Source organism: Mesorhizobium sp. Cs1299R1N3 (assembly GCF_037179625.1).
Taxonomy (GTDB): domain Bacteria; phylum Pseudomonadota; class Alphaproteobacteria; order Rhizobiales; family Rhizobiaceae; genus Mesorhizobium; species Mesorhizobium salmacidum.
The window spans coordinates 89,879-116,745 of record NZ_JAPYKQ010000007.1; the positions used below are offsets into that span (position 1 = coordinate 89,879).

General features: G+C 62.7%; 29 protein-coding genes. 17 read left to right on the forward strand and 12 right to left on the reverse strand.

What is annotated here, in order from left to right; all coding sequences use genetic code 11:
• Nucleotides 1–92 precede the first annotated feature (92 nt).
• The gene (locus O7B34_RS17330; RefSeq protein ID WP_337147187.1) at nt 93–308 is read right to left on the reverse strand and encodes a hypothetical protein; all 216 of its coding nucleotides are present in this window, start codon (nt 306–308) and stop codon (nt 93–95) included.
• Nucleotides 309–625: 317 nt separating this feature from the next.
• On the opposite strand from O7B34_RS17330, the gene O7B34_RS17335 reads away from it, so the two are divergent.
• Nucleotides 626–1,546, forward strand: a complete 921-nt coding sequence (locus O7B34_RS17335; RefSeq protein WP_337147189.1) for a DUF2865 domain-containing protein — start codon at nt 626–628, stop codon at nt 1,544–1,546.
• Between the two features lie 95 nt (nt 1,547–1,641).
• Here the strand turns inward: O7B34_RS17335 and O7B34_RS17340 are convergent, their stop codons facing one another.
• Nucleotides 1,642–1,962: a hypothetical protein gene (locus O7B34_RS17340; RefSeq protein WP_337147324.1), complete on the reverse strand. Its 321-nt coding sequence runs from the start codon at nt 1,960–1,962 to the stop codon at nt 1,642–1,644.
• Between the two features lie 216 nt (nt 1,963–2,178).
• Between O7B34_RS17340 and O7B34_RS17345 the strand changes: the two genes are divergently transcribed.
• The 7 genes from O7B34_RS17345 to phoB all read left to right on the forward strand — a co-directional run bounded on the left by O7B34_RS17345 (nt 2,179) and on the right by phoB (nt 12,465).
• Nucleotides 2,179–6,729, forward strand: a complete 4,551-nt coding sequence (locus O7B34_RS17345; protein ID WP_337147190.1) for a PAS domain-containing protein — start codon at nt 2,179–2,181, stop codon at nt 6,727–6,729.
• A gap of 533 nt (nt 6,730–7,262) precedes the next feature.
• Nucleotides 7,263–8,318, forward strand: a complete 1,056-nt coding sequence (pstS, locus tag O7B34_RS17350; protein ID WP_337147192.1) for a phosphate ABC transporter substrate-binding protein PstS — start codon at nt 7,263–7,265, stop codon at nt 8,316–8,318.
• A 66-nt stretch (nt 8,319–8,384) separates the two neighbouring features.
• Complete coding sequence (gene pstC, locus O7B34_RS17355; RefSeq protein ID WP_337105759.1) at nt 8,385–9,368, forward strand: phosphate ABC transporter permease subunit PstC; 984 nt, start codon at nt 8,385–8,387, stop codon at nt 9,366–9,368.
• Between the two features lie 3 nt (nt 9,369–9,371).
• Complete coding sequence (gene pstA / locus O7B34_RS17360) at nt 9,372–10,223, forward strand: phosphate ABC transporter permease PstA (protein ID WP_337129490.1); 852 nt, start codon at nt 9,372–9,374, stop codon at nt 10,221–10,223.
• On the forward strand, nt 10,220–11,023 hold the full coding sequence (gene pstB, locus O7B34_RS17365; protein ID WP_027141902.1) for a phosphate ABC transporter ATP-binding protein PstB: 804 nt from the start codon (nt 10,220–10,222) through the stop codon (nt 11,021–11,023). The genes pstA and pstB overlap by 4 nt, the downstream gene beginning before the upstream one ends.
• Before the next feature lie 25 nt (nt 11,024–11,048).
• Nucleotides 11,049–11,756, forward strand: coding sequence for a phosphate signaling complex protein PhoU (gene phoU, locus O7B34_RS17370; RefSeq protein ID WP_337105762.1), 708 nt, complete (start codon nt 11,049–11,051; stop codon nt 11,754–11,756).
• A gap of 19 nt (nt 11,757–11,775) precedes the next feature.
• Complete coding sequence (gene phoB / locus O7B34_RS17375; protein ID WP_010911896.1) at nt 11,776–12,465, forward strand: phosphate regulon transcriptional regulator PhoB; 690 nt, start codon at nt 11,776–11,778, stop codon at nt 12,463–12,465.
• Nucleotides 12,466–12,467: 2 nt separating this feature from the next.
• On the opposite strand, the gene O7B34_RS17380 is transcribed toward phoB, so the two are convergent.
• Nucleotides 12,468–13,715 (reverse strand): ROK family protein, encoded by a 1,248-nt coding sequence (locus O7B34_RS17380; RefSeq protein WP_337147193.1) that lies wholly within the window; start codon nt 13,713–13,715, stop codon nt 12,468–12,470.
• A 270-nt stretch (nt 13,716–13,985) separates the two neighbouring features.
• Here O7B34_RS17380 and xylF point away from each other — a divergent pair, with 270 nt between their 5' ends.
• The 4 genes from xylF (at nt 13,986) to O7B34_RS17400 (ending at nt 19,112) form a co-directional block, all read left to right on the forward strand.
• Nucleotides 13,986–15,026 (forward strand): D-xylose ABC transporter substrate-binding protein, encoded by a 1,041-nt coding sequence (xylF, locus tag O7B34_RS17385; protein ID WP_337147194.1) that lies wholly within the window; start codon nt 13,986–13,988, stop codon nt 15,024–15,026.
• Nucleotides 15,027–15,169: 143 nt separating this feature from the next.
• The gene (locus tag O7B34_RS17390) at nt 15,170–16,522 is read left to right on the forward strand and encodes a sugar ABC transporter permease (RefSeq protein ID WP_337132139.1); all 1,353 of its coding nucleotides are present in this window, start codon (nt 15,170–15,172) and stop codon (nt 16,520–16,522) included.
• Between the two features lie 54 nt (nt 16,523–16,576).
• Nucleotides 16,577–17,335 (forward strand): ATP-binding cassette domain-containing protein, encoded by a 759-nt coding sequence (locus tag O7B34_RS17395; RefSeq protein ID WP_246672658.1) that lies wholly within the window; start codon nt 16,577–16,579, stop codon nt 17,333–17,335.
• Between the two features lie 136 nt (nt 17,336–17,471).
• Nucleotides 17,472–19,112, forward strand: coding sequence for a CHASE domain-containing protein (locus O7B34_RS17400; protein ID WP_337147196.1), 1,641 nt, complete (start codon nt 17,472–17,474; stop codon nt 19,110–19,112).
• 131 nt (nt 19,113–19,243) lie between these two features.
• Here O7B34_RS17400 and O7B34_RS17405 read toward each other — a convergent pair whose 3' ends face one another.
• The 6 genes from O7B34_RS17405 to O7B34_RS17430 form a co-directional block, all read right to left on the reverse strand.
• A complete protein-coding gene (locus tag O7B34_RS17405) occupies nt 19,244–19,489 on the reverse strand; it encodes a YMGG-like glycine zipper-containing protein (RefSeq protein WP_027141909.1) in 246 nt (81 codons plus the stop codon).
• Nucleotides 19,490–19,571: 82 nt separating this feature from the next.
• Nucleotides 19,572–19,868, reverse strand: a complete 297-nt coding sequence (locus O7B34_RS17410) for a hypothetical protein (protein WP_337147197.1) — start codon at nt 19,866–19,868, stop codon at nt 19,572–19,574.
• 145 nt (nt 19,869–20,013) lie between these two features.
• The gene (locus O7B34_RS17415; RefSeq protein WP_337147198.1) at nt 20,014–20,190 is read right to left on the reverse strand and encodes a hypothetical protein; all 177 of its coding nucleotides are present in this window, start codon (nt 20,188–20,190) and stop codon (nt 20,014–20,016) included.
• A 133-nt stretch (nt 20,191–20,323) separates the two neighbouring features.
• On the reverse strand, nt 20,324–21,358 hold the full coding sequence (locus O7B34_RS17420) for a sensor histidine kinase (protein ID WP_337147199.1): 1,035 nt from the start codon (nt 21,356–21,358) through the stop codon (nt 20,324–20,326).
• A 161-nt stretch (nt 21,359–21,519) separates the two neighbouring features.
• Nucleotides 21,520–21,684, reverse strand: coding sequence for a DUF1328 domain-containing protein (locus O7B34_RS17425; protein ID WP_006203859.1), 165 nt, complete (start codon nt 21,682–21,684; stop codon nt 21,520–21,522).
• 193 nt (nt 21,685–21,877) lie between these two features.
• On the reverse strand, nt 21,878–22,672 hold the full coding sequence (locus O7B34_RS17430) for a response regulator (protein WP_337132144.1): 795 nt from the start codon (nt 22,670–22,672) through the stop codon (nt 21,878–21,880).
• Between the two features lie 218 nt (nt 22,673–22,890).
• Between O7B34_RS17430 and O7B34_RS17435 the strand changes: the two genes are divergently transcribed.
• Together O7B34_RS17435 and O7B34_RS17440 are read left to right on the forward strand one after the other, a co-directional pair.
• Nucleotides 22,891–23,094, forward strand: coding sequence for a NepR family anti-sigma factor (locus O7B34_RS17435; protein ID WP_032934943.1), 204 nt, complete (start codon nt 22,891–22,893; stop codon nt 23,092–23,094).
• Nucleotides 23,095–23,097: 3 nt separating this feature from the next.
• Nucleotides 23,098–23,649 (forward strand): RNA polymerase sigma factor, encoded by a 552-nt coding sequence (locus O7B34_RS17440; protein ID WP_010911883.1) that lies wholly within the window; start codon nt 23,098–23,100, stop codon nt 23,647–23,649.
• A gap of 36 nt (nt 23,650–23,685) precedes the next feature.
• Here the strand turns inward: O7B34_RS17440 and O7B34_RS17445 are convergent, their stop codons facing one another.
• Both O7B34_RS17445 and O7B34_RS17450 read right to left on the reverse strand, forming a co-directional pair.
• A complete protein-coding gene (locus O7B34_RS17445; RefSeq protein WP_442920973.1) occupies nt 23,686–24,141 on the reverse strand; it encodes a response regulator in 456 nt (151 codons plus the stop codon).
• The gene (locus O7B34_RS17450) at nt 24,125–24,406 is read right to left on the reverse strand and encodes a hypothetical protein (RefSeq protein ID WP_337147201.1); all 282 of its coding nucleotides are present in this window, start codon (nt 24,404–24,406) and stop codon (nt 24,125–24,127) included. Before O7B34_RS17450 ends, O7B34_RS17445 begins: the two co-directional genes overlap by 17 nt.
• Nucleotides 24,407–24,423: 17 nt before the next feature.
• Between O7B34_RS17450 and O7B34_RS17455 the strand changes: the two genes are divergently transcribed.
• From O7B34_RS17455 to O7B34_RS17465, 3 genes are all read left to right on the forward strand, one after another.
• Nucleotides 24,424–24,750: a DUF883 family protein gene (locus O7B34_RS17455; RefSeq protein WP_337147202.1), complete on the forward strand. Its 327-nt coding sequence runs from the start codon at nt 24,424–24,426 to the stop codon at nt 24,748–24,750.
• A 10-nt stretch (nt 24,751–24,760) separates the two neighbouring features.
• Nucleotides 24,761–25,258 carry a hypothetical protein gene (locus O7B34_RS17460; RefSeq protein WP_337147203.1) on the forward strand — a complete coding sequence of 166 codons (498 nt, stop codon included), beginning with the start codon at nt 24,761–24,763 and terminating at the stop codon, nt 25,256–25,258.
• 246 nt (nt 25,259–25,504) lie between these two features.
• Nucleotides 25,505–25,705, forward strand: coding sequence for a hypothetical protein (locus tag O7B34_RS17465; RefSeq protein WP_337147204.1), 201 nt, complete (start codon nt 25,505–25,507; stop codon nt 25,703–25,705).
• Nucleotides 25,706–25,734: 29 nt separating this feature from the next.
• Here O7B34_RS17465 and O7B34_RS17470 read toward each other — a convergent pair whose 3' ends face one another.
• Nucleotides 25,735–26,655: a diacylglycerol/lipid kinase family protein gene (locus O7B34_RS17470; RefSeq protein WP_337147205.1), complete on the reverse strand. Its 921-nt coding sequence runs from the start codon at nt 26,653–26,655 to the stop codon at nt 25,735–25,737.
• Nucleotides 26,656–26,867: the final 212 nt, after the last annotated feature.

Sequence of the window (26,867 nt, forward strand, 5' to 3'; positions counted from 1 at the left end):
TACGCCCAAAAAAGCCTGCCATGGGGTGGGCATCAGCGTGGCTGGTCTGGATCGGAGAGCTGCGTCGGGCGTCTTTCCCCGATTGGCGCAAATCAACGGCTCAGGCGCCGTACTTCGGCATGCCGTGCCAGATCCGGTGTCTCAAAGACATAGTCGCTCCAGGCCGATTCGGGAATCTGCCCGGCCAGATAGCACTCGAGCAACAGGCTTTGCTCGGGGTTGAGCGGCCGCGGGCCACGCTCGTGATCCCGCCCGAGAGAGTGAAAAAGGTTTCTTGTCAGTTCCGACACCGTGAAGTGGATCGACATCTGCGTTCTCCTTCGCCCCTCAACGCAGCAGCACGAGCAAAGGTTTCAAGGCAGAGACCGGTAACGCCCGATTGATCGCATGGCTCGACGCATCGGCCTGCCGACGGCCGCGGATCTGTCTCCGTTGCTTCCCGGTTCGTCTCAATCTTGAAATAAAAATGTAATATGGAATTTACATGCAGGATTATATTACACTAGATGAAGGTCTGTTCAGGTCAGAAGTCTTAAAATATTAGGTATAGCTCATTTAGTGAAAGTTTGTCCAAGTCGAAAGAGCGTAGTTCCGGACTATCGGCAACAAGGATCATGGCGTTCAGATGACCCGTTTCTGTCTTTTCATGATGATCGCGCTGGCAACGGTCGCTGCGTTTGCGTCCGGCACGACACCTTCCTACGCGGACAGTTGTGGTGCGATCAAAAGTCAATTGCTGTCCGCTGGCCGCGGCGGAGGCGTGAGCCCGGCACTGGCTCAGCTTCGTCGCCAGCTCGCGGCGGTCCAGGGCCTGGAGAGGCAGCGCAAGTGCACCGCGCAAGGTGCCGCGGGCGGCTTCTTCAACGCTTGTGCCGACCTCGCTCGAAACCGGACGGAGGTGCAGCGCCAGATCGCGGCTGCGTCCAATTCCGGCCGTGACAATTCGGGCCTGCAGGCGCGGTTCGCGGCGCTCGGCTGTTCATCGGGGGTAAAGCAGGAGCGCCCGGCGCCGAAGGCGAAATCCGCGACGGCAGCGGCCGGGGCCACGACCGGCGGCAATGCGATGCTGTTTTGCGTCCGCCTTTCGGATGGGTATTTCTTCCCCGCGCCAAAGTCGCAATTCGCCGGCAACCGCGATCTCAAGGAAATGGCCGATCAATGCCGTTACATCTGCGATGATCCGGCGGTCGATCTCTACACGCTGAGCGATATCAGCCAGGAAACCGACAGCATGGTGGCGCTCGACACGCGCAAACCATACACCGAGTTGCCGGCCGCTTTCCGGTATCGTGACGATGCCAATTTCAAGGCCTGCGACGTCAAGCGTTATTATCAGCGGGTTGCCGAACTGAGGGCTAGGACGGTGACGCCCACGAACATGACCAATGCAATCATCCCGTTGCCTCAGGCAAAGCCGGACTTCGGCAGCGTCGCGGCAATTCCAGAAACCGACATCGAGGCTCCGGGTGCCGCTCAGCTCCAGTCGATCGAGCCCGGCAAGCGCACCGTGCGTGTGGTCGGTCCCGCCTTCTTCCCGGCTGAATGACAGGCTGGAGCCAAGCAACCGAGGAAGGGCGCGGCGTCGCTATAGGACATTGTTCGCGGGAGCGGTCTGGCGACACTGTCAAACGCTGAACCGTTCTATTCGCAGACCATGCGAACCCTTTGGCCGGGCGCGCTGACGTTCCTGCATGCCAATTGCTTTTCGGAATCCGATGACGGGGAAGGCGGCGGTGACGCCCTGGTCTGATGCCGTCTGTGCGGCGCAGGTTTCAGGGCCTTGCGCTCGGAAACCCGTCCGGGGGATTGTGGCGGCCCCGGAAAGGCGCCGTTGTCGACCTGCGGCTGGTAATCGACATTGGGCGGTGGCCGGTCCCAGATCCGCCTGGCGTCGAGCGGCCGCGGGATGATGACCGTGCCGTCATAGCTGCGCGAGCAGCCGCCGCCGAAAAGCAGCGCCACGCCCAGCAAGAAAGGCCCTATTCGTCCATACATTAGCAACACCCCTGCGCATGCTTATAGCGCGGCCTTGCCGCGCGCCACAACCGGACGGAATAACGCAGCAGGAACAGGCCGGTTGCGCCGTTAAGGTTAGCGGATCGTTAATGCTTCTGCGGCACATTCCGCCGACGAACCGCGGAGGGAGGGTTCGGCCTTGATTTTCGGGGTGGGGACAGCATGGCGGAATCGAACGAAGCAATCGGCGCGCGCGGCAAGCGTGAGCCCGGCAAGGCAGCCGCGCATGGCGGCGATGGATCGTCCGGCGTCGACATGGATCGCGCCGGCGCGCTTCGCCAGCTCGTCGAAGCGGCTTCGGACTGGACGTGGGAAACCGACGCGGAGCTTCGCTTTTCCTGGCTTTCTCAAGACTACCAGGCTGCGACGGGCATCGATCCGGCTGATGTGCTTGGCCGGTTCCGGTTCGATTTTCTCAATCAGGTCCGGAAGGGCAACCGCAGCGCGGCAGCCCATCTGGAGGACTTGCAGGCGCACCGGCCGTTCCGCGACTTCGTCTACGAACTGAAGGGTGGCCGCCCCGACTGCCGCTGGGTGCTGACGTCAGGTTTCCCGCGTTTCGACAGTGACGGAAAATTTGCCGGCTATCGCGGCATAGGCCGCAATGTCACCGCGCTGGCCAGCGCCTTCGAGGACATGGAGCCGCCGGCTGGCGGCGAGCCCGTCCAGCATCTTGCCGATCTCGAGCGGACGATGGACGCCATGCACATGGGCGTCGTGCTTCTGGATGCAGGGCTCGACACGCTGATCGTCAACAAGGCCTATCGCGACCTCTCCAGGATTCCGGATGGGGCCGTGACGGTTGGAGCGCCGTTCAGCCTTTTGATGAAACTCAACCGCCGCAACGGCATCTATGGCGACATCGACGAAGAGCAATGGCAGCGCTACCTCGCCACTCGCATCGAGGAGATCAGGGGCGGTACCGTCGCACCTCGGGAGTTTGTCCACACCGACGGGCGGACCATGATGTTCTCGGTCACGGCTCTGTCGGGAGGCAAGCGGCTGCTGACCTACTATGAGGTCACCGAGGTCAAGCGTCGTGACGCGGAGATCGAGAATGCCAACGCCAAGATCGCCGAGACATTCGCCAATCTCCGCACCATGGTCGATCAGATGCCGATCGGTGTCCTCGTCCTCGATGCCGACATGCGTGCCGAGGTCATCAACCGCGCCTTTTACGATTTCTGGCAGATCGACGCCCGGCGCGCCGAGATCGGCTGCAGCTTCCGCGATCTGATGGACGCGAGCCGCGACATAGACCCCTACGGTTCGGACGACGCGACATGGCAGCGACATGTCGCCGAACGCGAGGCTGAAATCAGAGCCGGCACGGCCGGATCGCGGCAGTTCCCACGCAATGACGGCCGGACGCTGATCTCGTCGATGGCGGCGCTGGCCGGCGGCAAGCGGTTCATTTCCTACGTCGATATCACCGACATGAAGGACCGAGAGGCTGAACTCGCCGAAGCACTGGAGAAGGCGCGGCTGGCGGAGGCTGTGATCAACGGCGTCAAGGATCCGATCTTCGTCAAGGACGACAATCTGCGCTTCGTCTTCGTCAACGAGGCCTTCGCGGCGCTGTTCAAGCAGGCGCCGCAAGCCATGCTTGGCAGGCCGGGGAGCGATTTCCTCGGGCCGGCCGACGTCGCGCTGTTCGAAAGCAGCGAACGTGAGGTGCTGGCCGGCGGGCGGCAATATGAAGTGGAAGAAAGCTTCGAGGCCGACGGCGCCAGCCGTTCGCGCATCGTCAGGAAGAACCGCGTCCGCATGGCAAGCGGCCGCGACTATGTCGCCGGCTTTCTCTTCGACATCTCCGACATGAAGCGGCGCGAGACCGAAGCCGAAGATGCGCGCAAGCATCTCGCCAGCGTGCTGGAATCGCTGCCGGCAGGCGTTATCATCTACGACCGGGACGACAAGTTCGTATTCGCCAACCACAGGCTGCAGGATTCGCTGCCGGCGCTGAAGCCGTTCTGGCAGCCCGGCCGCACTTTCCGCGAAGCGCTGGAGTTCGGCCATTCGGTCGGATATTTCCGGTCGAGCGGCGATCCTGGAATCGACAGCCTTTACGAAGTCGATTCCGAACGCTGGCTTGATGGCATCCTGGCGCGTTACCGCCTGCCGAATTCCTCCTATGAGCGCCTCAATGGGGATGGACGCTGGTACCAGGTCTATGACATGCGCACCGGGGACGGCACCTTCATCGGCGTGCGCGTCGATATCACCGACCTGAAGAGCCGCGAGGCCGCGCTTCATCACTCGATGCGCCAGATCGATCTCTTCCGGCATGTCATGGACGAGTTGCCGGTAGCCGCCTTCATCAAGGCGCAGGACCTGAGCATCGAATTCGTCAACAAGGCCTGGTGCGCGCTGACCGGTCTCGCCAAGGACGATGTCATCGGCCGGACCGACCGCCAGCTGTTCAGCGGCGAGGAAGCAGAGAGCTTCAGCCAGGACGACACCGATGTCGTGACGAACGGCAATGTGCGTGAGGTCGAGGAGCCCGTCACCCATCGTGACGGAACGGTGCGGCAGTTGGTGACGCGCAAGAGCCGCCTGGTGGCCACGGACGGATCGGTGCATCTGGTCGGCTCCAGCACCGACATCACCGACGTCAAGGCACGCGAGCAAGCTCTGGAAGAGAGCATGCGCGAGAACGAGGTGTTCCGCAGCCTGATCGACAATGTACCGGTGTCGATCTACGCCAAGCGCTCCGATCTCAGGCAGTTCTATGTCAACAAGGGCTGGTGCGACCTCACCGGCTTCAGCAAGCAGGAGGCGATCGGCAACACCGACGTCGAGATCTTCGGGCCGGATGGCGAGGCCTTCGTGGCCAGCGATCTCGCCGTGCTGCGTACCGGCGAGACCCAAGAGATCGAGGAGACGGTGCGCCTGCCCGACGGCAGCGTCAGGCATCAGTTCGCCCGCAAGGGCGCAATGATCGCCTCCGACGGTTCGCTCTATTTGATCGGTTCGACGACCGACATCACGGAACTGAAGCAGCGTGAGGCGGAGCTCAGCGAAGCGCGTCAGCGCGCCGTGCTCGCCGACCGCGCCAAGTCGGAATTCCTCGCCAATATGAGCCACGAGATCCGCACGCCGATGAATGGCGTGCTGGGCATGGCTGAACTGCTGGCCAAATCCAATCTCGACCCGAAGCAGAAGACATTCACCGACATCATCGTCAAATCGGGCAATGCGCTGTTGACCATCATCAACGACATCCTGGATTTCTCCAAGATCGATGCCGGCCAGCTGGTGCTCGACCCGGCGCCCTTCAATCTCGCCGAGGCGATCGAGGACGTGGCGACGCTGGTGTCTACGCGGGCCAAAGAAAAGGACCTCGAGCTCATCGTGCGCATCGAGCCGCGGCTCGAAAGCCTGTTCATCGGCGATGTCGGCCGCATCCGGCAAATCGTCACCAACCTGCTCGGCAATGCGGTGAAGTTCACCGAAGAAGGCCACGTGCTGGTCGATGTGACCGGCGAACGAGTTCCGACGGGAACCAGGCTGACGATTTCGGTCACCGACACCGGCATCGGCATCCCCGAGGAAAAACTGAAACTGGTGTTCGAGAAATTCAGCCAGGTCGACACGTCGTCGACAAGGCGCCACGAGGGCACCGGGCTTGGCCTTGCCATCACCTCGCGGCTGGTCGACCTGATGGGTGGCGACATTGGCGTCGAGAGCGCCGAAGGCAAGGGGTCGACCTTCTGGTTCACGGTGACGCTGCCGGGGGCCGGGCAGCAGAACGGGCAGCGCATCACGCCGGTGGACGTGACGGGCGCACGCGTGCTGATCGTCGACGACAATGCCGTCAACCGCGCCATCCTGACCGAGCAGATGACCTCGTGGACGTTCGATTCCTGCGCGGCCGAAAGCGGCGCCGAAGGTCTCAAGGTGCTGATCGCCGCGGCAGCCTATGGCGTGGCGGTGGATTGTGTCGTGCTCGATTATCAGATGCCTGAGATGAGCGGCGCCGAAATGGCGCGCATCGTGCGCAACACCGAGGGCCTCGCGGACACGCCGATCATCATGCTGACCTCGGTCGACCAGTCGCTTGCCAACACCAGCTACCGCGATCTCGGCATCGACGCGCAGTTGATCAAGCCAGCACGCTCCTCGGTACTTCTGGAGACCCTGGTCGCGACCATCCAGCGCCATCGCCACGCCACCAACGACCAGGCCGTTCAGCCGCCAGCGAGCGAGGCGCTCGAGATTACCCCGCGGTCGCCTCTGGCGCCTTCCGAGCAGCGCGCGCAGCTGCAGCCGCCGCCGGTTCGTCCCAGGCTGCCTGCCACCGGGGGCGGGCACAGGCTGGATATCCTGGTGGCCGAGGACAACGAGGTGAACCAGATGGTCTTCACCCAGATCCTCGGCGAGACCGGCTACGGTTTCGAGATCGTCGGCAACGGCCGCAAGGCACTCGACGCCTTCGGCACGCTCAATCCGTGCATGATCCTGATGGATGTCTCGATGCCGGAGATGAGCGGTCTCGAAGCGACGGCCGCGATCCGCCTGCTGGAGCAGGAAACCGGTACGCATGTGCCGATCGTCGGGGTCACCGCGCATGCGCTCAAGGGTGACCGCGAACGCTGCCTGGAGGCGGGCATGGACGACTATCTGCCCAAGCCGATCAGCCCCAAGGCCCTGCTCGAGAAGGTCGAGCGTTGGGTCGGCGCCGGCCGTCAGGTCCACCGCAACGCGGGATAGCGCCCGCGTCGCCTTGATTTAGGATCCGGTGAGGCAAATCGAGGGAATCAGCAGGGGATTTGCCGCTACTTCCGCGTGCAGTGACTATGGTGCGATCGCGCCATATCAAAGACGGTGTCCAGCCGGAACAATAGCAAAATCGAATTCCGCTCTTCTCAGTTACGGGCGGGAGCAGCGACCGCCTGCAAGAAACAGTGTCACTCTACCCCAACGGACCTGTTTTTGGCGATGGCCCGGCCATGACACGCTCTGGCTGCGAGCAACGCGCTCCCGTCCGGATTTTCTTCACTTGGGAAAGCCCCGTCGAATTCCGGGTGCTTCCACCCGTCGAACGGCTCAAGCCCCTGATTCCGGCGATAAACTCGGACCGCGCCTCGAAGCGCCCGACACCGGTGCTTTTCCCGGTGCCGGCGACGCGTTACCGGGCTGACATGAAACTGTCATGCGACTGTTATAATCCAAGGCTATTGGCCTCAGCGGGCGCCGGAAAGAAGTGGCGCCGAGAGACCATCTTCCGAACAGGAGCAGGCCACATGAGACATTTCATCCGCTCGGCGGCCGTTGCGATTGCAATGGCTGCGGCGTCCACCCTCACCCTTTCCGCGGCAATGGCAGCTGACCTTTCCGGCGCCGGCTCGACCTTCATCTATCCGGTGTTCGCCAAATGGGCCGACACCTACAAGAAGGACACCGGCATCGGCCTCAACTACCAGTCGATCGGCTCCGGCGGCGGCATCAAGCAGGTCATCGCCAAGACCGTGACCTTCGGCGCCACCGACAAGCCGATGTCCGACGCAGACCTGGAAAAGAACGGCCTCGTGCAGTTCCCGATGGTGATGGGCGGCATCGTGCCGATCGTCAACCTCACGGGCATCAAGCCGGGCGAACTCGTCCTCGACGGCAAGACGCTGGCCCAGATCTATCTCGGCGCCATCACCACCTGGGACGACGCCGCGATCAAGGCGCTGAACCCCTCGCTCACCCTGCCGTCGACCGCGATCGCGGTCGTGCATCGTTCGGACGGTTCGGGCACGACCTTCAACTTCACCGACTACCTGGTGAAACTGTCGCCCGACTGGAAGGACAAGGTTGGTTCGGACACGGCCGTCGAATGGCCGACCGGCGTCGGCGCCAAGGGCAGCGAAGGCGTTGCCAACACCGTCAAGCAGACCGACGGCGGCATCGGCTACGTCGAATATGCCTATGCCAAGCAGAACAAGCTGTCCTACTCCAAGATGGTGAATGCAGCCGGCAAGGTTGTCGAGCCGTCGCTCGAATCCTTCGGCGCCGCCGCTTCGAATGCCGACTTCAAGGGCGCGAAGAACTTCAACGTCATCATCACCAACGAGCCCGGCGACGCCACCTGGCCGATCGCCGCCTCGACCTGGGTGCTGATCCACAAGGCTCCGGACGATGCCGCTGCCACCGGCGAAGCGCTGAAGTTCTTTGCCTGGGCCTACAAGGACGGCAAGGAAACCGCCAAGGCGCTCGACTATGTGTCGATCCCCGACAGCGTCGTCGACCTGATCAAGGCTTCGTGGAAGGCCGACATCTCGGCCGGCGGCAAGCCGGTCTACGCTGGCGAGTAACATCACCCGAAGGAGCGCCGCTTCACGCGGCGCTCCTTTTTCTCAACACAAAGAGCCGAGCTTGACATGAGTGCTGTCCAGGAAGCCTTGCCAGCCATTAAGGGCTCGCGCGACGCCATCGTCAGACGCTTCGCGTTAACAGATTCGATCTTCCATGGGCTGACCCGCGCCGCCGCCATTCTCGTGCTGGTGCTGCTTGGCGGCGTCGCCATCTCGTTGTTTGCCGGTTCCTGGCAGGCACTGTCGACCTTCGGCTTCTCGTTTCTGACCAGCGAGAGCTGGAACCCGGTGACGGAGAAATTCGGCGCCCTGGCGCCTATCTATGGCACCATTGTCACATCGGCCATCGCCATCCTGATCGCCGTGCCGCTCGGCATCGGCATTGCCATTTTTCTCACCGAGCTTTGCCCGCGCCCGCTTCGGCGCCCAATCGGCATGGCGGTGGAACTGCTGGCCGGCATTCCTTCGATCATCTACGGCATCTGGGGCCTGTTCGTCCTGGCGCCGTTCCTGCAGACGACGGTGCAGCCCTTCATCATCAGCGTTTTCCATGGCGTTCCCGGCCTTGGCAGCCTGTTTGCCGGTCCGCCCTACGGCATCGGCCTGCTGACCTCGTCGCTGATCCTCGCCATCATGGTGCTGCCCTTCATCACCTCGATCACCAAGGACGTGTTCGACACGGTGCCGCCGGTGCTGAAGGAGTCCGCCTACGGCATTGGCTGCACGACCTGGGAAGTGACACGCCGCGTCGTCATCCCTTACACCCGCATCGGCATCATGGGCGGCGTCATGCTCGGCCTTGGCCGCGCGCTCGGCGAAACCATGGCGGTGACCTTCGTGATCGGCAATGCGCACCGCATCTCGACCTCGCTGTTCGCGCCGGCAACGACAATCTCCGCGACCATCGCCAATGAATTCACCGAAGCCGTCGGCGATCTCTACACGTCCTCGCTGGTGGCGCTCGGCTTGATCCTGTTCGTCATCACTTTCCTCATCCTTGCCATCGCACGCTACATGCTGATGCGCATCGACGCCCGCACCGGAGCCTGACCGATGTCGACAGCCTCGTCGCTTCACAGCCGCCGCAAGACCAGAAACTCGGTGATGATGACGCTGTGCGTCGCCGCCGCGGGCATCGGGCTTGCCTGGCTGGCACTGATCCTCGGCGCTTTGGTCTACAAAGGCGCAGCCGGGCTCTCCCTTGATGTGTTCACGCAGATGACGCCGCCCCCCGGCGATGCCGGCGGCCTGCTGAACGCTATCTATGGCAGCGTGGTGATGACGGTCATCGCCGTTATCGTCGGCACGCCAATCGGTGTTCTGGCCGGCACCTACATGGCCGAATACGGCCGCTTCTCGAAACTCACCACCGTGGTGCGCTTCATCAACGACATCCTGCTGTCGGCGCCGTCGATCATCATCGGCCTGTTCGTCTACGAATTGATGGTGCGGCCGATGGGGCATTTCTCGGCGATCGCCGGCGCCGTCGCGCTGGCCATCCTGGTCATCCCCGTGGTCGTGCGCACCACCGAGGACATGCTCAACCTGGTGCCGAACGCCTTGCGCGAAGCCGGCACCGCGATCGGCGCGCCGCGCTGGGTGGTCATCAAATCAGTGGCTTACCGTGCAGCACTTTCCGGCATCGTCACCGGCATATTGCTGTCGATCGCCCGCATCTCCGGCGAGACGGCGCCGCTGCTCTTCACCGCGCTCAACAACCAGTTCTGGTCGAGCAATCTCAACGCGCCGATGGCCAGCCTGCCGGTCACCATCTTCCAGTTCGCTCTCAGCCCCTATGAGGAATGGCAGCAGCTGGCCTGGACCGGCGCACTCATAATCACATTGACGGTTCTCGCGCTCAGCATCTTTGCGCGCAGCCTGACCGGACGCAGAGAGGACAAATGAGCCAGATGTTGTCTCCAGACATGACGATTGCCACCGAGGCAGCCGCCAAGGCGAAGATCGAGGTCAAGAACCTCAATTTCTACTACGGCCAGTCGAAGGCGCTGAAGGACATCACGTTGTCGCTGCCCGAGCGCAGCGTGACGGCCTTCATCGGACCGTCGGGTTGCGGAAAGTCGACGCTGCTGCGCGTCTTCAACCGCATCTACGAACTCTACCCCAAGCAGACCGCCGAGGGCCAGGTGCTGCTCGACGGCCAGAACGTTCTCGACCGCTCGCAGGATCTCAACCTGCTGCGTACCAAGATCGGCATGGTGTTCCAGAAGCCGACGCCGTTCCCGATGTCGATCTATGAGAACATCGCCTTCGGCGTCAGGCTCTATGAGAAGATCAGCAAGGCCGAAATGGACGGCCGTGTCGAGCAGGCGCTGAAGCGCGCCGCATTGTGGACCGAGGTCAAGGACAAGCTGAACGCCAGCGGCCTCAGCCTGTCAGGCGGCCAGCAGCAGCGTCTTTGCATCGCCCGCACCGTGGCGGTGAAGCCGGAGGTCATCCTGCTCGACGAGCCGGCCTCGGCGCTCGATCCGCTGTCGACCGCCAAGATCGAGGAACTGATCGACGAGTTGCAGGCCGACTACACGATCGTCATCGTCACCCACAATATGCAGCAGGCGGCGCGCGTGTCACGCCAGACGGCTTTCATGTATCTGGGCGAACTGGTCGAATTCGACAAGACCGAGAAGATCTTCACGTCGCCTCGCGAGAAGCGCACCCAGGACTACATCACCGGCCGCTTCGGCTGATATCACGCATACGAGGACCAGGATCATGGCCGAACATACAGTCGCAGCCTTCGACGAGGATCTCGGACAGATCAGCAGGCTGATCAGCGACATGGGCGATCTCGCCGGCACGATGGTCGGCGGCGCCACCAAGGCGCTGCTGAATTCCGATAACGCGCTGGCACAGCGCGTCGTCTCCGACGATGCCATCATGGACGCGCGCCAGCGCGAACTCGACGACCGCGCCATCACCCTGATCGCCAAGCGTCAGCCGATGGCCGACGATCTGCGTCACGTCGTCGGCTCGATCCGGATGGCGGGCGATCTCGAGCGCATCGGCGACCTTGCCAAGAACATTGCCAAGCGCGTCGGCTCCGTCGGCCTCTCCGCCACGCCGCGCGACCTGTCGCATTCGATCGACTCCATGGCGCAGCTGGTGCTGATCCAGGTGCAGGGCGTGGTCGAGGAATACGCGGCCGGCGATGCCGCCGCGCTCGCCAAGCTCAGGAATGACGACGAACGCATCGATGTCAAATACACATCGGTGTTCCGCGAACTCCTGACCTACATGATGGAGGATCCGCGCAACATCACGGCTTGCACGCATCTTTTGTTCTGCGCCAAGAATCTCGAACGCATCGGCGACCACGTGACCAACATTGCCGAGAATGCATATTATGTGCTGACCGGCACGCAACTGCCCGCCAACCGTCCGAAGCAGGACGAGACGGCGATGTCGGTGCCGGCGGCTTGACGGCAGGGATGATCAATCGATGATCGCGCCACGCATCATGGTGGTGGAGGACGAGGAGCCGCTCGGCGTGCTCCTCCGCTACAATCTGGAATCGGAAGGCTACCAGGTCGAGGTGGTGACGCGCGGCGACGAAGCCGAGATCCGCCTCCAGGAGAACGTGCCCGACCTCCTGGTGCTCGACTGGATGGTGCCGGCGGTTTCCGGCATCGAACTCTGTCGGCGCCTGCGAATGCGGCCCGAGACCGAGAGGCTGCCGATCATCATGCTGACGGCGCGCGGCGAGGAGAGCGACCGCGTGCGCGGCCTCTCGACCGGTGCCGACGACTATCTGGTCAAGCCGTTCTCGACACCGGAATTCATGGCCCGGGTCAAGGCGCTGCTGCGCCGCGCCAAGCCGGAAGTGCTGTCCAGCGTGCTCAAGGTCGGCGACATCGTGCTCGACCGGGAATCGCACCGGGTCTATCGCAAGAAGAGCGAGATCCGGCTCGGGCCGACCGAGTTCCGCCTGCTCGAATTCATGATGCGTCATCCCGGTCGCGTGTTCTCGCGCAGCCAGCTGCTCGACAATGTCTGGGGCGAGACGATCTATATCGACGAGCGCACCGTGGACGTGCATGTCGGCCGGCTGCGCAAGGCGGTCAACAACGGCCGCATGCCGGACGTGATCCGCACCATTCGCGGCGCGGGCTACGCGATCCGCGAAGACTGAAATCAGGCTACATTCTTGCCCGGAACGCCGGGCCTCGCCAGCACGCCCGGCGCGAAAATCTCCTGGTCGACGAAGGTCAGCGCCCGCATGGCGCAACCTTCGCGGATGAGCGGCAGCTCGTTCGGCTCGGTGTCGAAGGAAATCGATTCCGAATGCTGGCCGCCGGCGGTCTGGGCGATGGCCTCGCGCAAGGCCGGCTCGATTAGGTCGAAGGCGGCGGCGCTGACGCCGACCATGGCGACGGGTGCGGGATCGATCAGAGCGAACAGGCTGCCCAGCCCATAGCCCAGCGCCTCGCCGGCCTTGCGATAGGCTTCGCGCTCCGGTCCGTCTTTCTCCCTTGCCGTCGCGGCGAGTGCCCGCATCTGCGCATCGCTGACATCGGCGACCGGTTCGGCGTCCTCGCCAAGCTGCCTGGCGTTGCGCCAGATGGCGTAGTTGCCGGCATAGGCCTCGACGCAGCCGCGCCGCCCGCAGCGGCAGAGCGCGCCTCCCGGGCGATGGATCATGTGGCCGAACTCGCCTCCCGACGAATGCGTGCCGGTGAAAAGCTCGCCCTTCAGCACCAGGCCCATGCCAATGCCGTGCGAGAGCAGGATGGCGATGAAGTCGTCGCGGTAGCGTTCGGGGTCGCGCCAGCGCAGCGCCACCGCCATCATGTTGCAGTCGTTCTCCATGGTGGCGGGGATGCCGAACTCGGCTTCAAGTATGTCGGCGAAGGGAATATCCGTCTGCGGCGTGATCGGCGACCACAGCATCGCACGCGCCTCGGTGTCGGTGATGCCCTGGATCGCCAGCGCGATGCGGGCAATACTGCGGACGTCGAGATCGGGGTCCTCGAGGCGCCGCCGCACTATTGCCGTGCATTCGCCGATCAGCGCCTCGCGCGATATGGTCAGCGTGTCCAGCCGGCGCTGTTCCTCGGCGACCACCTGGCCGGAATAATCGATGACGGCGACGGACAGGAAATTCAGCGACAGCACCACGGTCATCACAGCCGCGGCCTCGGGGTTGAGACCAAGGCCAACCTGCGGCCGGCCGCGTTTCAGTGAACCGGCCTCGTTCGGCTTGCCTTCGGTCAGGATACCCTCGTCGATCAGGTCGGCTGATATCGCCGATATGGTCGAGTGGCTGAGGCCGGTGGTGGCGGCGATCTCGGTGCGCGAGGGCTGACCACCCTGACGCACGGCTGCAATCACCATGGCGCGGTTGCGCCGGCGCAGATCGTCGTGGCGGATTCCGACCGACATGCTTCCCACATCCTCCCGTCGCCGCGGTTCTTGACACCCCCTCGAACATCTCCGGCAACGGGCCGAATACTGGCAGAAGCGGCAGGAGCTGTCATTTATTTATTGCGGGACTCGAAAAAAGGGTCCCGGCACCTCAAAATCCATCAGAATCGATGTTGACAGTGTTCCGACGATGGATCAGTGTTTTTTCGAGGCTCGAAAAAATAGGGCCTTTGTGCCGGCCTTCGGGCCAGTTTGGTCGCGCCATACGCGGCGCAGGGAGGATATATCATGAAGAGATTCACAGTCGCCATCCTGGCGGGTGTCGCCATGTCGCTGACGCTGGCGCCGGTGGCGCAGGCGAAGGACAAGGTCATCGGCGTTTCGTGGTCGAATTTCCAGGAAGAGCGCTGGAAGACCGACGAGGCCGCCATGAAGAAGGCGATCGAGGCCGCGGGCGACAAGTACATTTCCGCCGATGCGCAGTCCAATCCCGGCAAGCAGCTGACCGATGTCGAAAGCCTGATTTCGCAGGGCGCCAATTCGCTGATCATCCTGGCGCAGGATGCTTCGGCCATCGGCCCGGCGGTGCAGAAGGCGCTCGACGAGGGCATTCCGGTCGTCGGCTATGACCGCCTGATCGAGAACAAGGACGTCTTCTACCTGACCTTCGACAACAAGGAAGTCGGCCGCATGCAGGCCCGCGGGGTGTTCAAGGTGAAGCCCGAAGGCAATTACGTCTTCATCAAGGGCTCGGGTGCCGATCCGAATGCCGACTTCCTGTTCTCGGGCTCGATGGAAGTGCTGAAGGAAGCCATCGACAGCGGCAAGATCAAGAATGTCGGCGAAGCCTATACGGACGGCTGGCTGCCCGCCAACGCCCAGAAGAACATGGAGCAGTTCCTCACCGCCAACGACAATAAGGTCGACGCCGTGGTCGCGGCCAATGACGGCACCGCCGGCGGCGTCGTCGCGGCGCTGACGGCGCAGGGGCTCGCCGGCACCGTGCCGGTCTCTGGCCAGGACGGCGACCACGCCGCGCTCAACCGCATCGCGCTCGGCACACAGACCGTGTCGGTGTGGAAGGACGCGCGTGAACTCGGCAAGAACGCCGCCGAGATCGCCTCGCAGCTCGCCGACGGCAAGAAGATGACCGACATCGCCGGCGCGAAGGACTTCACGACGCCTGGCGGCAACACCGTCAAGTCGCTGTTCCTGACCCCGGTCGCCATCACCAAGGACAATCTCAACCTCGTCATCGACGCCGGCTGGATCAAGAAGGACGAAGTCTGCGCGGGCGTCGCCGCCGGCAGCGTCGCGGCCTGCAACTGAGTTTGACCGCTTGAAGAAATGAAGGCGCCGCGGCCCCCAAGCCGCGGCGTTTTCTCAAAAAGATTTGTGTTTCCGCATCACGCGGATAGCTTCTAGGCCGGGTTCGGCATCCGCGTCAGACGGCCAGCCGGTTGGAGGAAATCATGACCGACACGACGTCCAACCTGCAGGCCGATACCGCGCGCGCTTCGGAACTCGGCGCGGTCGCCCGGTTCCTGAAAGCGACCGAGATCGACACCCGTATGCTCGGCATGATCGGCGCCCTGCTGCTGATCTGGGTCGCGCTGCATGTGATTTCGAGCTTGCGTCTTGGCGTCAATCCGCTCGATTTCGACAGCCGCACGTTTCTGACGCCGCGCAATCTGTGGAATCTGTCGGTGCAGACGTCAGCGGTCGCAATCATGGCCTGCGGCATGGTGCTGGTCATCGTCATGCGCAACATCGACCTGTCCGTCGGTTCCGCCGAGGGCCTGATCGGCATGGTCATGGGCTTTGCCCAGGTGCACTTCCTGGTCCGGTTCGTGGGGCTTGAACTCGGCAATCCATGGATCTGGGTGCTGGCACTGGTCATCGGCCTGGCGCTCGGCCTTTTGATCGGCGCCTTCCAGGGCTTCGTCATCGCCTATCTCGAAGTGCCGGCCTTCATCGTCACGCTGGGCGGCCTGCTGGTCTGGCGCGGTGCCGCCTGGTGGGTCACCAGCGGCCAGACGGTGGCACCGCTCGACGCCACCTTCCAGCTGATGGGCGGCGGACCGGCCGGATCGATCGGCGCGACCTGGAGCTGGGTCGTAGGCATCGTCGCCTGCCTGGCCGTCGTGTTTGCGCTGTTCAACGGGCGGGTGCAACGAAAGCGGTTCCGCTTCCCGCTGCGGCCGATCTGGGCCGAGACGCTGCTCGGCGTCGTCACCTGTGCCGTCATCATGGGCGCGGTGTGGCTGGCCAACTCCTATCCGTGGCCGATCGGCATCGTGAACCGGTACGCGGCCGCCAACAACATCACCGTGCCGGAGGGCGGGCTATTCATCGCCCACGGCATCGCCATACCGGTACTGATGGCCGTCGCCGTCGGTCTGGTCATGACCTTCATCACAAAACGCACCCGTTTCGGCCGTTATGTCTTTGCCATCGGCGGCAATCCGGAAGCGGCCAACCTCGCCGGCATCAACACGCGCTGGATCACCATGAAGGTGTTCATGATCATGGGCGTGCTGGCCACGATCGCCGCCGCCATTTCGTCGGCCCGGCAGAACTCGGCCACCAATGTGCTTGGAACATTGGATGAGCTGCTCGTCATTGCCGCGGCCGTCATCGGCGGCACGTCGCTTGCCGGCGGCTCGGGAACGATCATCGGCGCCATGCTCGGCGCGTTGCTGATGCAGTCGCTGCAGTCGGGCATGGTGCTGCTCGGCGTCGATTCGCCGCTGCAGAGCATCGTCGTCGGTGCCGTGCTGGTCATCGCGGTGTGGCTCGACACCGTTTACCGCAAGCGCGTTTAGGGAGGCATCACCGTGATTGACAAGACTGCTCCTGCGGCCACCGCGCTGGTCGACATGCGTAATATCTCGATCGCATTCGGCGGCATCCGTGCCGTCGACGATGCCTCGATCGATCTTTTCCCCGGCGAGGTCGTGGCGCTGCTCGGCCACAACGGCGCCGGCAAGTCGACGCTGATCAAGATCCTGTCCGGCGCCTACAAGCGCGACTCCGGCCAGATATTCGTCAATGGCGAGGAGGCAGCGATCTCCAACCCGCGCGACGCCAAGAAATACGGCATCGAGACGATCTACCAGACGCTGGCGCTGGCAGACAATGTCGATGCCGCCGCCAATCTGTTCCTCGGCCGCGAACTGATGACTGCCTGGGGCACGCTCGACGACGTCGCCATGGAGGCCGAGGCGCGCAAGGTAATGGGGCGGCTCAATCCTCGCTTCCAGCGTTTCAAGGAACCGGTGATCAAACTGTCGGGCGGACAGCGCCAGTCAGTGGCGATCGCACGCGCCATCCTGTTCAACGCCCGCATCCTGATCATGGACGAGCCGACGGCGGCACTCGGCCCCCAGGAAACGGCACAGGTCGGCGAACTGGTCAGGCAGCTCAAGTCCGACGGCATCGGCATCTTCCTGATCAGCCACGACATCCACGACGTGTTCGAGCTTGCCGACCGGGTCTGCGTGATGAAGAACGGTCAGGTCGTCGGCACGGCACGCACCACGGATGTCACCCAGGACGAGGTGCTGGGCATGATCATCCTGGGTAAATGTCCTCCAGGTGCCATACCGGGGCCGGGTGCGCTGAAGATCGCCGCCTGAGGCCGGCGAGGCTGCTCGGGCACGCCCCTTGCCGTTCACATGATATGCCAGTGATCACGATGGCTTGGCCTGACCATTGTGTTGGCCCGGCGACTTGCCCATAAAGGTCCTGTTTGATCGTGGACCGCATCATCAGTTGAAGAAGCTTTTTCCAATCGTCGCCTTCATTGCCGTCGCATTGATCAGCATGACCATGGCGGGATTCGCTTATTTCGCGACGCAGGAAGCCGCCCGCATCAAGTTCGAAGGGGCGGCCGATGACGCCCTCAATCGGATCGAGAGCCGCATCGACCTGCATCTGTCGCTGCTGCGCTCGACACAGGCCCTGTTCGACGCGCGCAACGGCGATATTTCCCAGAACGAGTTCAAGGCCTTCTTCAAGGCGCTGGATGTCGACAGCAATTTCGGCGGCCTGCGCGGCATCGGCTTCCTGCGGCTGGTCAAGACGGGCGACGAGGCAACGGTCGAACGCGACATCCTCCACGATTTCGGCGCCAGCCATCCGGTCTATCCGGATACGACGCAGCCCTGGCGCACGCCGATTGCGCTTTTCGAGCCGCTGGATGCGTCCAACCAGGCCAGTATCGGTTACGACATGTTCAGCGAGCCGGTGCGGCGCGCGGCGATCGAAAAGGCGATGGCCGACGATCAGCAGCATGCAAGCGGGCTGGTGCAGCTCGGCCAGGACACTGGTGCCGCGCAGACCTTCACCGGCTTCCTGGTCTTCGTGCGGCTCAACGTCGAAACGGCGCCGGAGGTCATCAACGCATCGCGCTCCTCGACCGCCGGCTTTCTCTATGCCGCCTTCCGCGCCCGGGATCTGTTCCAGATCGCGCTGAGCCGCGCGCCGCTGCTGCCGGTCAATACAGAGATCTATGACGGAGCGGCAAACAGCGACAATCTGTTGTTCCGCTCGGAGACGCCACCGGCTTCATCCCTGGGAGACCGGCTGCTGGTCACCCGCACGATGACCGTGGCGGGGCGCCCTTGGACCGTGTTGTTCAGGCCGACCAGTGCCTTCTCGCAACCCTCGTCGCGCGCCATTCCTGTCATGCTGGGACTGTTCGGCCTGCTCCTGGCCGGCGCCATCGCGCTGGTGGCGCGCTATCAGGAGCGAGCCTATGACGCGGTGTCGGCCTTGCACGAGACAACGGAAAAGAGCCTGCTCGAAAAGGACCTGATGCTGCAGGAGATGAAGCATCGCATCAAGAACTCGATCACCAGGGTGCTGGCGATCGCCCGGCAGACGGCGTCGCGGGCAACCGACGTCAATGAGTTCTCCGCTTCCTTCTCGGCCAGGCTGCAGGCGATGGCCGCCTCGCAGGACATGTTGACGCGCTCGCGCTGGCAGAAAGCCGACCTTGCCGACCTGCTGCGCATCGAGCTCGGCCAGGTGTTCGGCAAGGAGCTGCCGGAGGGGCTCCTGTCAGGCCCGGAGGTGCTGCTCGATGAAACCACGACGCAGGCGCTTGGCCTGACCTTTCATGAACTCGCCACCAATGCGCTGAAATATGGTGAAGCCGGCAATTCCGCGAATTCGTCCAAGGGGGATTGGGCGCTTAAAGTGGACTGGTCGCTGGAAGGGCGTGGACGCGAGCGGATCCTGGCGCTGAACTGGCGGGAAGCTGGAAAAAACAAGATCGAGGCGCCGGCCGTGACCGGATTCGGCACGAAACTGATCGACCTCAACGTCACCCGCGAATTGCGCGGCACGATCAAGCGCGATTTCCAGGATGACGGCCTGAAGGTGGAAATCAGAATTCCGTTGGTCGGCTGAAATCCTGCCGATCGGCAACGGCCAAGAAAATCCGGAGGCCGGACATGGCCCCCGGTTTTGGTATTCTATTAGTGCGGTTCAGCGTTTGATAGAAATCGCCGAGCCGCTCCTGGATTGCTCTAATCGCTGAATTAGTTGCAGCGAGCCGTGTAGATCCGGCCGCGATGATCGCGATACTGGCAGTAGCCGTTGCGCAGGTTGCGAACCAGCAGGCCGGACCCGGCACCGACGGCCGCGCCGATCAGCGCGCCCTTGCCGCCGCCGACCAACCCGCCTACGCCCGCACCGATCAAGCCGCCGCCGACGACGTCCTGCTCGGTCGTGGTGCAGCCGCTGACGGCGACCACCGCAACCATGGCAATAAGTATTTTCCGCATAGAGTCACTCCTCGCTTGTGTCCACACTTTAGTAAGCTCCAACCGCCATTTAGCATGAAACGACGGCCTTTGCTGCTGCAATTTATTGTTGACTAAGGTGGTCTTTTTCTGGGCGGATCGTGTTCGACGCCATGACGAGGTTGGAAATGGTCAACGAAGCGTCAAGGCTACCGTCTGGCCGCATCTTCCAGACAATTTGATCGTGGTCGTCCTCCAACGCGGGATCGACCGCGAGGCATTTGGTGACGACATGCCGCGCCTGCCCCTGTACGTCGCCCATCGCGAAGGGGCGCTCAGCGTTGCATTCGTCAGCAGTCGCAAAAACACTGACAGGGACCTGCAATTCCCGGCATTCGGCCAACGCGGCTATGTGTTGCATGACAGATGTTCCTCTGGCCGCAATAACGACCAACATCGTCAGAAAGTTCCTGTCATTCCAACGGGGCTCCCACGGTCGAAGGTGAGCCCGCGTTGACCGATCGGCGATTTCAACAGCGCGCACGGTGAGGAGAGCAGGACCTAAGTCAGGTCAACTGCCAAAGAACGGCCAGCAACATTATCGCGGCCAGGGCAAGAACCAGCCCCTTCATCAAACCCTTGCCTGCTTCAGGGAGTGTCCTTGCGGAGGATTCGGATTCCTGAAATTCGCCCATCGAAATCCGGGCGGCTTGTTCCAGTCTGTTCATGTCGGCAACCGTCAAGACTTTCCTCCCGTACCGCGCTGCAAGCCTGCCAACAATGTCCGAAAACGGGGTGGGTTCCGGCGATGTCTGGGAAAAACAGTATTCGCTCTTATGGTGAACAGCCGGTTAAGAATCGCTGCTTGCCGGGCTCTCACTGCGTCTCGAAATTGCTGTGCGGAACGACCAGGCGGTATTCAAGGTGGCTGTCGCCGATATCGAGGTTCGCGGTTCCGTTCAGGGACGCTGGCACCACCCGCTCCAACGCGACGCTGCCGAATCGCTTTTGACCGCCCCCATCGTCGTCGGTCCCTATCGTTTCGGCCCATGTCAAAGACAAGGCCACGTCCCCCGTGGCGGCGGCGTCGAGGTCGGCGGTGACCTCGACGAAACCGTCCGGCCGGGACAGGGCGCCGTAGCTGACGGAGTTGACGGCGAGTTCATGCATCGCCAGGCCAATATGCAGCGCGGCGTTGGGATTGAGGTAGGGATTGGCGCCACGGAAGCGAAGGCTGTGCGATGGGTTCGCTCCGTAGCGGCCGACCTGGCTCGCCACCAGTTCATGAAGGGCTGCCCCTCGCCAGTTGGAGGATGTCACCAGATCCTGGGAGGAGGCCAGCGACTGCAGCCGGCCGCGGAAGCGCGTCAGGAAGTCGCCGACGCCGTCGGAATAACGACCGGTCTGGGTCGCGATGCTCTGGATGATCGCCAGCAGATTCTTCGAGCGGTGGCTGACTTCACGCAGCAACGTCGTCAAGGTCTGTTCGCGCCGCTTCTGCTCGGTCGTCTCGACCATGGTGGTGACGACGCCTTGTACATTGCCATCATCGCCTCGGTCGGCATCGACCCAGATCTGAAACCAGCGAACGCCGTTCTCGACCGGGACACTGATTTCAAGGCGCTGAGCATCGCCGGTCGAGACCACCTCGCGCTTGGCGGCGGCGATACGGTCGGTCTGCGCCATCGGCAGGATGCCATTCCCCTCGACCTTATCGGAGGCCCAGGGCGCGCGCATGTTGCGAGCCCATACGGTCTTCATCTCGCGATCCTGATAAAGGACGGAAATGCCGGCATTGTGCAGGGCGTGAAGAAGGGCACGGCCAAGCTGCATGCCGCTTTCAGCGGGGTGCATGGCGATGACTTCATCGCTCCGTGCGCCTTCCGTTTTATCTGAAGTCCTGGAGCGCATAGGTCAATCTGTTCACCCAACTCAAGCTGAACGGCTCACTATCGAATGGGTTCCCTAAAAGCGGTCCGCCGGACGGTATCCATTGAAGGACGCCGCCCGGCGGTGGCTGGAAACCGTTTGAGGGGTGCGGCTTCCAGTGTTCGCCTGATGACTCGCCAGACTCACGCCCGCCTGAACAGGCCGGCCAGAAGCGAAATGATCAGGAAAGCCAGGAAGATGAAGAACAATATCTGCGCGATACCGGCGGAGGTGCCGGCAATGCCGCCGAAACCAAGCGCGCCGGCGATAATCGCCACGACGAGAAATACGAGCGCCCAGTAAAGCATGGCTCATCTCCTTCCAATGATGCGACAAAAACGTGGGTGGATGCGGTTTGTTCCACCATTCGCCGAAAAAGACGGTACTTGCAAATCGTTCCGGGTGGCGCGGGCCGGAAAGTCGCCAGTGGCCGATCCGGCTTGTCAAAAAGGCCGCCGGAAACAATCGCATCCAACGGCCTTGATGTCTCTGTCCTGCGATCTATGCGGCAGCCTTGGCCTGCCGGTCGAAGAACAGCGCCTGGCTGATCAGCGCCTTGACCATGTCGGGATTGAACGGTTTGGTCACGAGGAAGGCGGGTTCGGGGCGCTCTCCGGTCAGGAGCCGTTCGGGAAAGGCGGTGATGAAGATCACCGGCACCGATGTCGACGAGAGGATTTCGTTCACGGCCTCGATGCCTGAACTGCCGTCGGCGAGCTGGATGTCGGCCAGCACCATCTTCGGGCGGGTCTTGCCGAACATCGTCACCGCTTCGGCATGGGTGCGCGCCGTTCCCACGACCCGATGACCGAGGCTTTCGACCATCTCCTCTATGTCCATGGCGATCAGCGGCTCATCCTCGATGATCAGCACGTCGGTCGCCACCTGACGGGAAATCTCGTTGCTTGCCTGGGCGAGCAGCTCGGAGAACTGCTGGTCGCCGACATCGAGGATTTCGGCCGCCTCGTCCTCGCTGAAACCTTCGACGGCAACCAGCAGGAAGGCCTGGCGGGGAAGCGGCGCGATCGCATTGAGGTTGGCGGCCGCGCGCTGCTCCCAGGCCGATTGTGACTGCTCCTGCGGAACGCGGATGGCAACGGATGTGAAGAGCTTGGCAAAAACCTTGTACAAGGCGATCCGGTCACTCGACGCCTCCGGGAAGATGTCGACATCGGCAATGATGGCCTCAAGCATCGCGGCGACCAGCGCGTCGCCGCTCTCCTGCGATCCCGAGACGGCACGCGAGAAGCGCCGCAGGAACGGCAGATGCGGAGCGATGGTGGCGGACAAGCTCATGATGGACGTCTCCCTCAGATGACGCGGGTTGGATGCATTGCGGGTCACGCTGATTGCAAGCCCCATGGAAATAACGCCGCTTTTCCGAAAAAGTTCCGCCGATATGGAACGAATCAGTGGCAATGGCGTTTGGACGTCGGGTTGGGCAAACCAGACGAGGGCAACGCTTGTCTTGTGTTGTGTATGAGCGGCTTGAGTTCTGGGAATAAAAGGGCGAAATGAAGGATATGACGAAAGATATTCTGGCTGGCGCCGCGGGCAGGCGCCGGAACGGCGTCGGCGACCCTCTTGGGCCGAACTCCGAAATCGGGCGCAAACTCAAACAATATTATGACGAGCTGGTCTCCGACAATGTGCCGGATCGCTTCGCCCGGTTGCTCAGCCAACTGGAACAGGCCGAACCCGCGCAGAAGAAGGACTGAGGCATGGCAGCGGTCTCCCAAGGCTTCAAGACCGATTTGCTTGGAGCAATCCCAAGCTTGCGGGCTTTTGCCGTGTCGCTGACGCAGAATGCCGACAAGGCCGACGATCTCGTTCAGGAAACGCTGGTCAAGGCCTGGGACAAGCATGAGAGCTTTCAGCCCGGCACCAACCTCAAGGCGTGGCTTTTCACGATCCTGCGCAATGAATTCTATTCGCAGATGCGCAAGCGCGGCCGCGAGGTGCAGGACAGCGACGGCATCATGACGGCCCGGCTTGCAGTGCACCCCGCCCAGCACGGCCAACTCGACCTCAAGGATTTTCGCGGCGCTCTCGAGCAATTGCCGGAGGACCAGCGCGAAGCCATCATCCTGATCGGCGCTTCGGGCTTCTCCTATGAGGAGGCCGCCGAAATCTGCGGTTGCGCGGTCGGAACGATCAAGAGCCGCGTCAGCAGGGCCCGCACGCGCCTGCAGGAAATCCTGAAAATCTCCGGCGAGGACGAGTATGGTCCCGATGCGATCTCGGCTCAGGTCACGGGGACGGCGGCGCATTGAATGCGGGCCGAATAACGGCGATGCGGACGTGTCGCGTCAGTCTCTGCCAGGGGAGCCGCGACCGTAGGCCAGCGCCACGGCTTCGACGAGGTCTTCGCCTGAATAGGGCTTGGTGACCAGCCTCACCCCAGGGAAGGACGCCTTGATCTCGTCCGCATCCGAATAGCCGGACGCGAAAACGAACGGGACGCCGGTTTCACGCAGGCCCGCGGCGAATTCAAGCGTCGAGGCACCGCCCAGCACTAGATCGACAATGGCCGCGTCGAAATCCGTCGCGACCTTCCGGCCATCGACCTCGGCCAGGTCGCGGGCAACCACCACCTCGCTTGCACCGTGGTCGCGGCAGAGTTGCTCGACATCCATGGCTATAAGGTATTCATCCTCCAGGACAAGAATGCGCAATCCGTCAAGTAATTGAGGCACAGGCAATTGCTCCTTGAAACGTCGGGAGTCATGATCGCAATTCGGTGTGTTGTCATTTAAAAAGGATATGCGCCGCCGATGAAAGGCCAATCTCAGGCAGGCGCGTGGAACGGACCTGCTGGCGGCAGGCATTTGCAAGGGGCGAAATGCCAAGCAAGACCGAGCGCGTTTTTTCAAGCCGGCAATATCCTTGCGAGCAATGGCCGTTACGGCCGCTGATCTGACGCAGCGCTTCTTGCCAGAGGTAGGAGATCGGGTGCGCATGACCTGGTTTTCGGCTAGTTTGCCCCGGCATCGGAACCTTGAGACGCACGTCGCGTTTGAAATCGAGCAATCACAAGGAGTTACGCAATGGCAACCGCCGCAGGGAAAACCGCCAACGAAGCCCGGACGAATTCGGATCTTGAAGCCGACATCAGGCAGTTGAAGGCCGATATCGACAAGCTCACCAAACAGTTGGCTCAGACCGGTGAACACGGCTACGGCACGGCCCGCCGGGCGGCGGCCGAAGGCGTCGAGCAGTTGCGCGTCCAAGGGGAGGCCGCCTTCGACAGCCTGCGCGGCAACGCCAGGGATATCGAGGCGCAGATGGTGGCAAGCGTACGCGAAAAGCCGGTAACGTCGCTGGCAATCGCCGCTGGCGTCGGCTTCCTGTTCGCGCTGCTCGCGCGTCGCTAGTTTCGCCGAGATGGGACTGCTGGCTTCCCTGCTCTCGGGTTTCGCCTCGGGTGAAACAATGGCTGCGGTGCGCCGCGCGCGCACGGCGGCCATCGTCTATGCGCTTGCAGCGCTGGCGGCATTCTGCGGCCTCGGCTTCCTGGTCGGGGCGGCTTACATCTGGACATCGGCACGCTATGGATCGCTGGCTGCCGCGGTTGGTTTCGGTGTCGGCTTCCTGGTGATCGCGGGCCTTGTTGTTCTGATCCATCGGCTGGTGTCGGGCGCCCAGGTCCGCCGCGAAGCAAGGCGGCGCAAGGCCGACATGAAGGCGATCGGCATTGCGGCCGCGCTCGCGGTGCTACCGACTTTGCTCAAGGGAAAAGGTGGGCTCAAGGGAAAAGGTGGGCTCAGGGGAAAAGGTGGACTCGGGATTATTCTTGGTCCGGCCGTGGCACTCGCGGCCTATGCCATCTACCGCGAGAACGCGAAGTCCGACGCCGACCGTCCGGATGCCGGCGAGGGATAGCAGCGCCGGCCGGCCGGCCCCGTGTCACTTCGACAGATCTTCCAGCGCCATCGATATCTCGGCGAAGACGCCGTCGCGCCGGACACTGTTTCCACCCTGCTATCCAACCAAGTCTCCAACGGCTTGCCTTGATGTCCTCGCCGACCCGAGACAACCCTGCAGCCGGAACCATCCTTGCGAGGGACCGTTACCCGAGCGTGAGTTGCCGATCGCGCCAGCCGACGCGGAACCAGACGAGGAACCGCCATGACCAAGAACATTCCCGAAAACAAAGCGCGTCAGGGGCGATGGGGTTGGCATGGGTTCCAAATCCTGATCGCCGGACTACTCTTGGCGCTCATCGCCTGGGGCGTCGCCGAGATCTACGGCGAGTTGATCAAAGCACCGAGCACAGGCGAACAACACGTCCCCGCTCCGCCGGATTCCGGCCCGGCGCCCTCCGGCTAAAATCGCGGCTCCCGTGGCTTCACACCGCATCAGGCGGCCTTCGCCTGGGCCACGCTGGCCGGCACCAGCACATTGAGCGCTCCGGGTTTGATTTCGATCGTCGTCTCACGATCGAGCCTGACCAGTTCGCCATCCATCACGGCGCGAAATTTTCTGCCGCCGGAATGGATTTTCAGCACTGCACGGTCGGCCTGATGGATTTCGACGTGCTCGTTGTCGCGCCATTTGCCGCGCGCCATGTTGAAGAAGAACTTGACCAGTTCAGCGCGCTGTTGCGCCACCGTGACGTAGATGCCAAGCACGCCGCCCGCAGGGTTGTCGGCATAAGGCAAATGGCCTTCGCCGAACAGATTGTTGGTGACGCCGATGCCCGATATGCGCGCCGTCACCTCGGCGTCGCCAATGCCGAGCGTAACGTTCATTGCCGGGGGGTTCTTGATCGTCGCCCAGGCGGCCTTGGCTGAAGCACCGATCTTACCCAGGCGCGACCCGAATTCCATCTTCTGGCGCAGTTGCACCATCTTGGCATGCATGCCGATCGAGAACTGATGAACGAATGGCTGGCCATTGGCCGTGGCCATGTCGACCGCAATGATTTCGCCGTCGGCGAAGGATTCCAGCGCGGCATCGAGCGACTGCGGAATGCCGAGGCCGCGCGCGAACAGGTTCATCGTGCCGGCCGGCAGTATGGCGAGCGCCTTTTTCTTGCCCATCAGCCTGGCAGCCGCGGCTGAGATGGTTCCGTCGCCGCCGCCGGCGAGCACGATGTCGACGGTGCGGCGCGAGACGGCGCTGTCGAGGGTTTCCGCGATATCCCGGCCGGCAACGATGTCGATGCTGAGAGAATGGCCCGCCGATTCCAGCGTCTGACGCATCCGGTCGGAAAAGGCCATGAGATCGGTGGTGCGCAAGGTGCCGCCGTCCCGGTTCAGCACCGCCGCAAAATTCATGCCCGGCTCCGCTGTTCAGTCAAAACTGGCCAGGCGTACCTAGCCGGAGGCTGGAACGCAGCGGACCAGGAAAGGTTCCGGTTGCGCTGGAATCCAGGCCAGTATCCAAGGCCGGAATCCAGGGGTTGCGTCGGCTGGCGGTTACGCATCCGCTTGGTGCCTTTGGTCTCGGATGTCGCGGTTTTTTGTCGGAACAACAGCATGGTCACGAC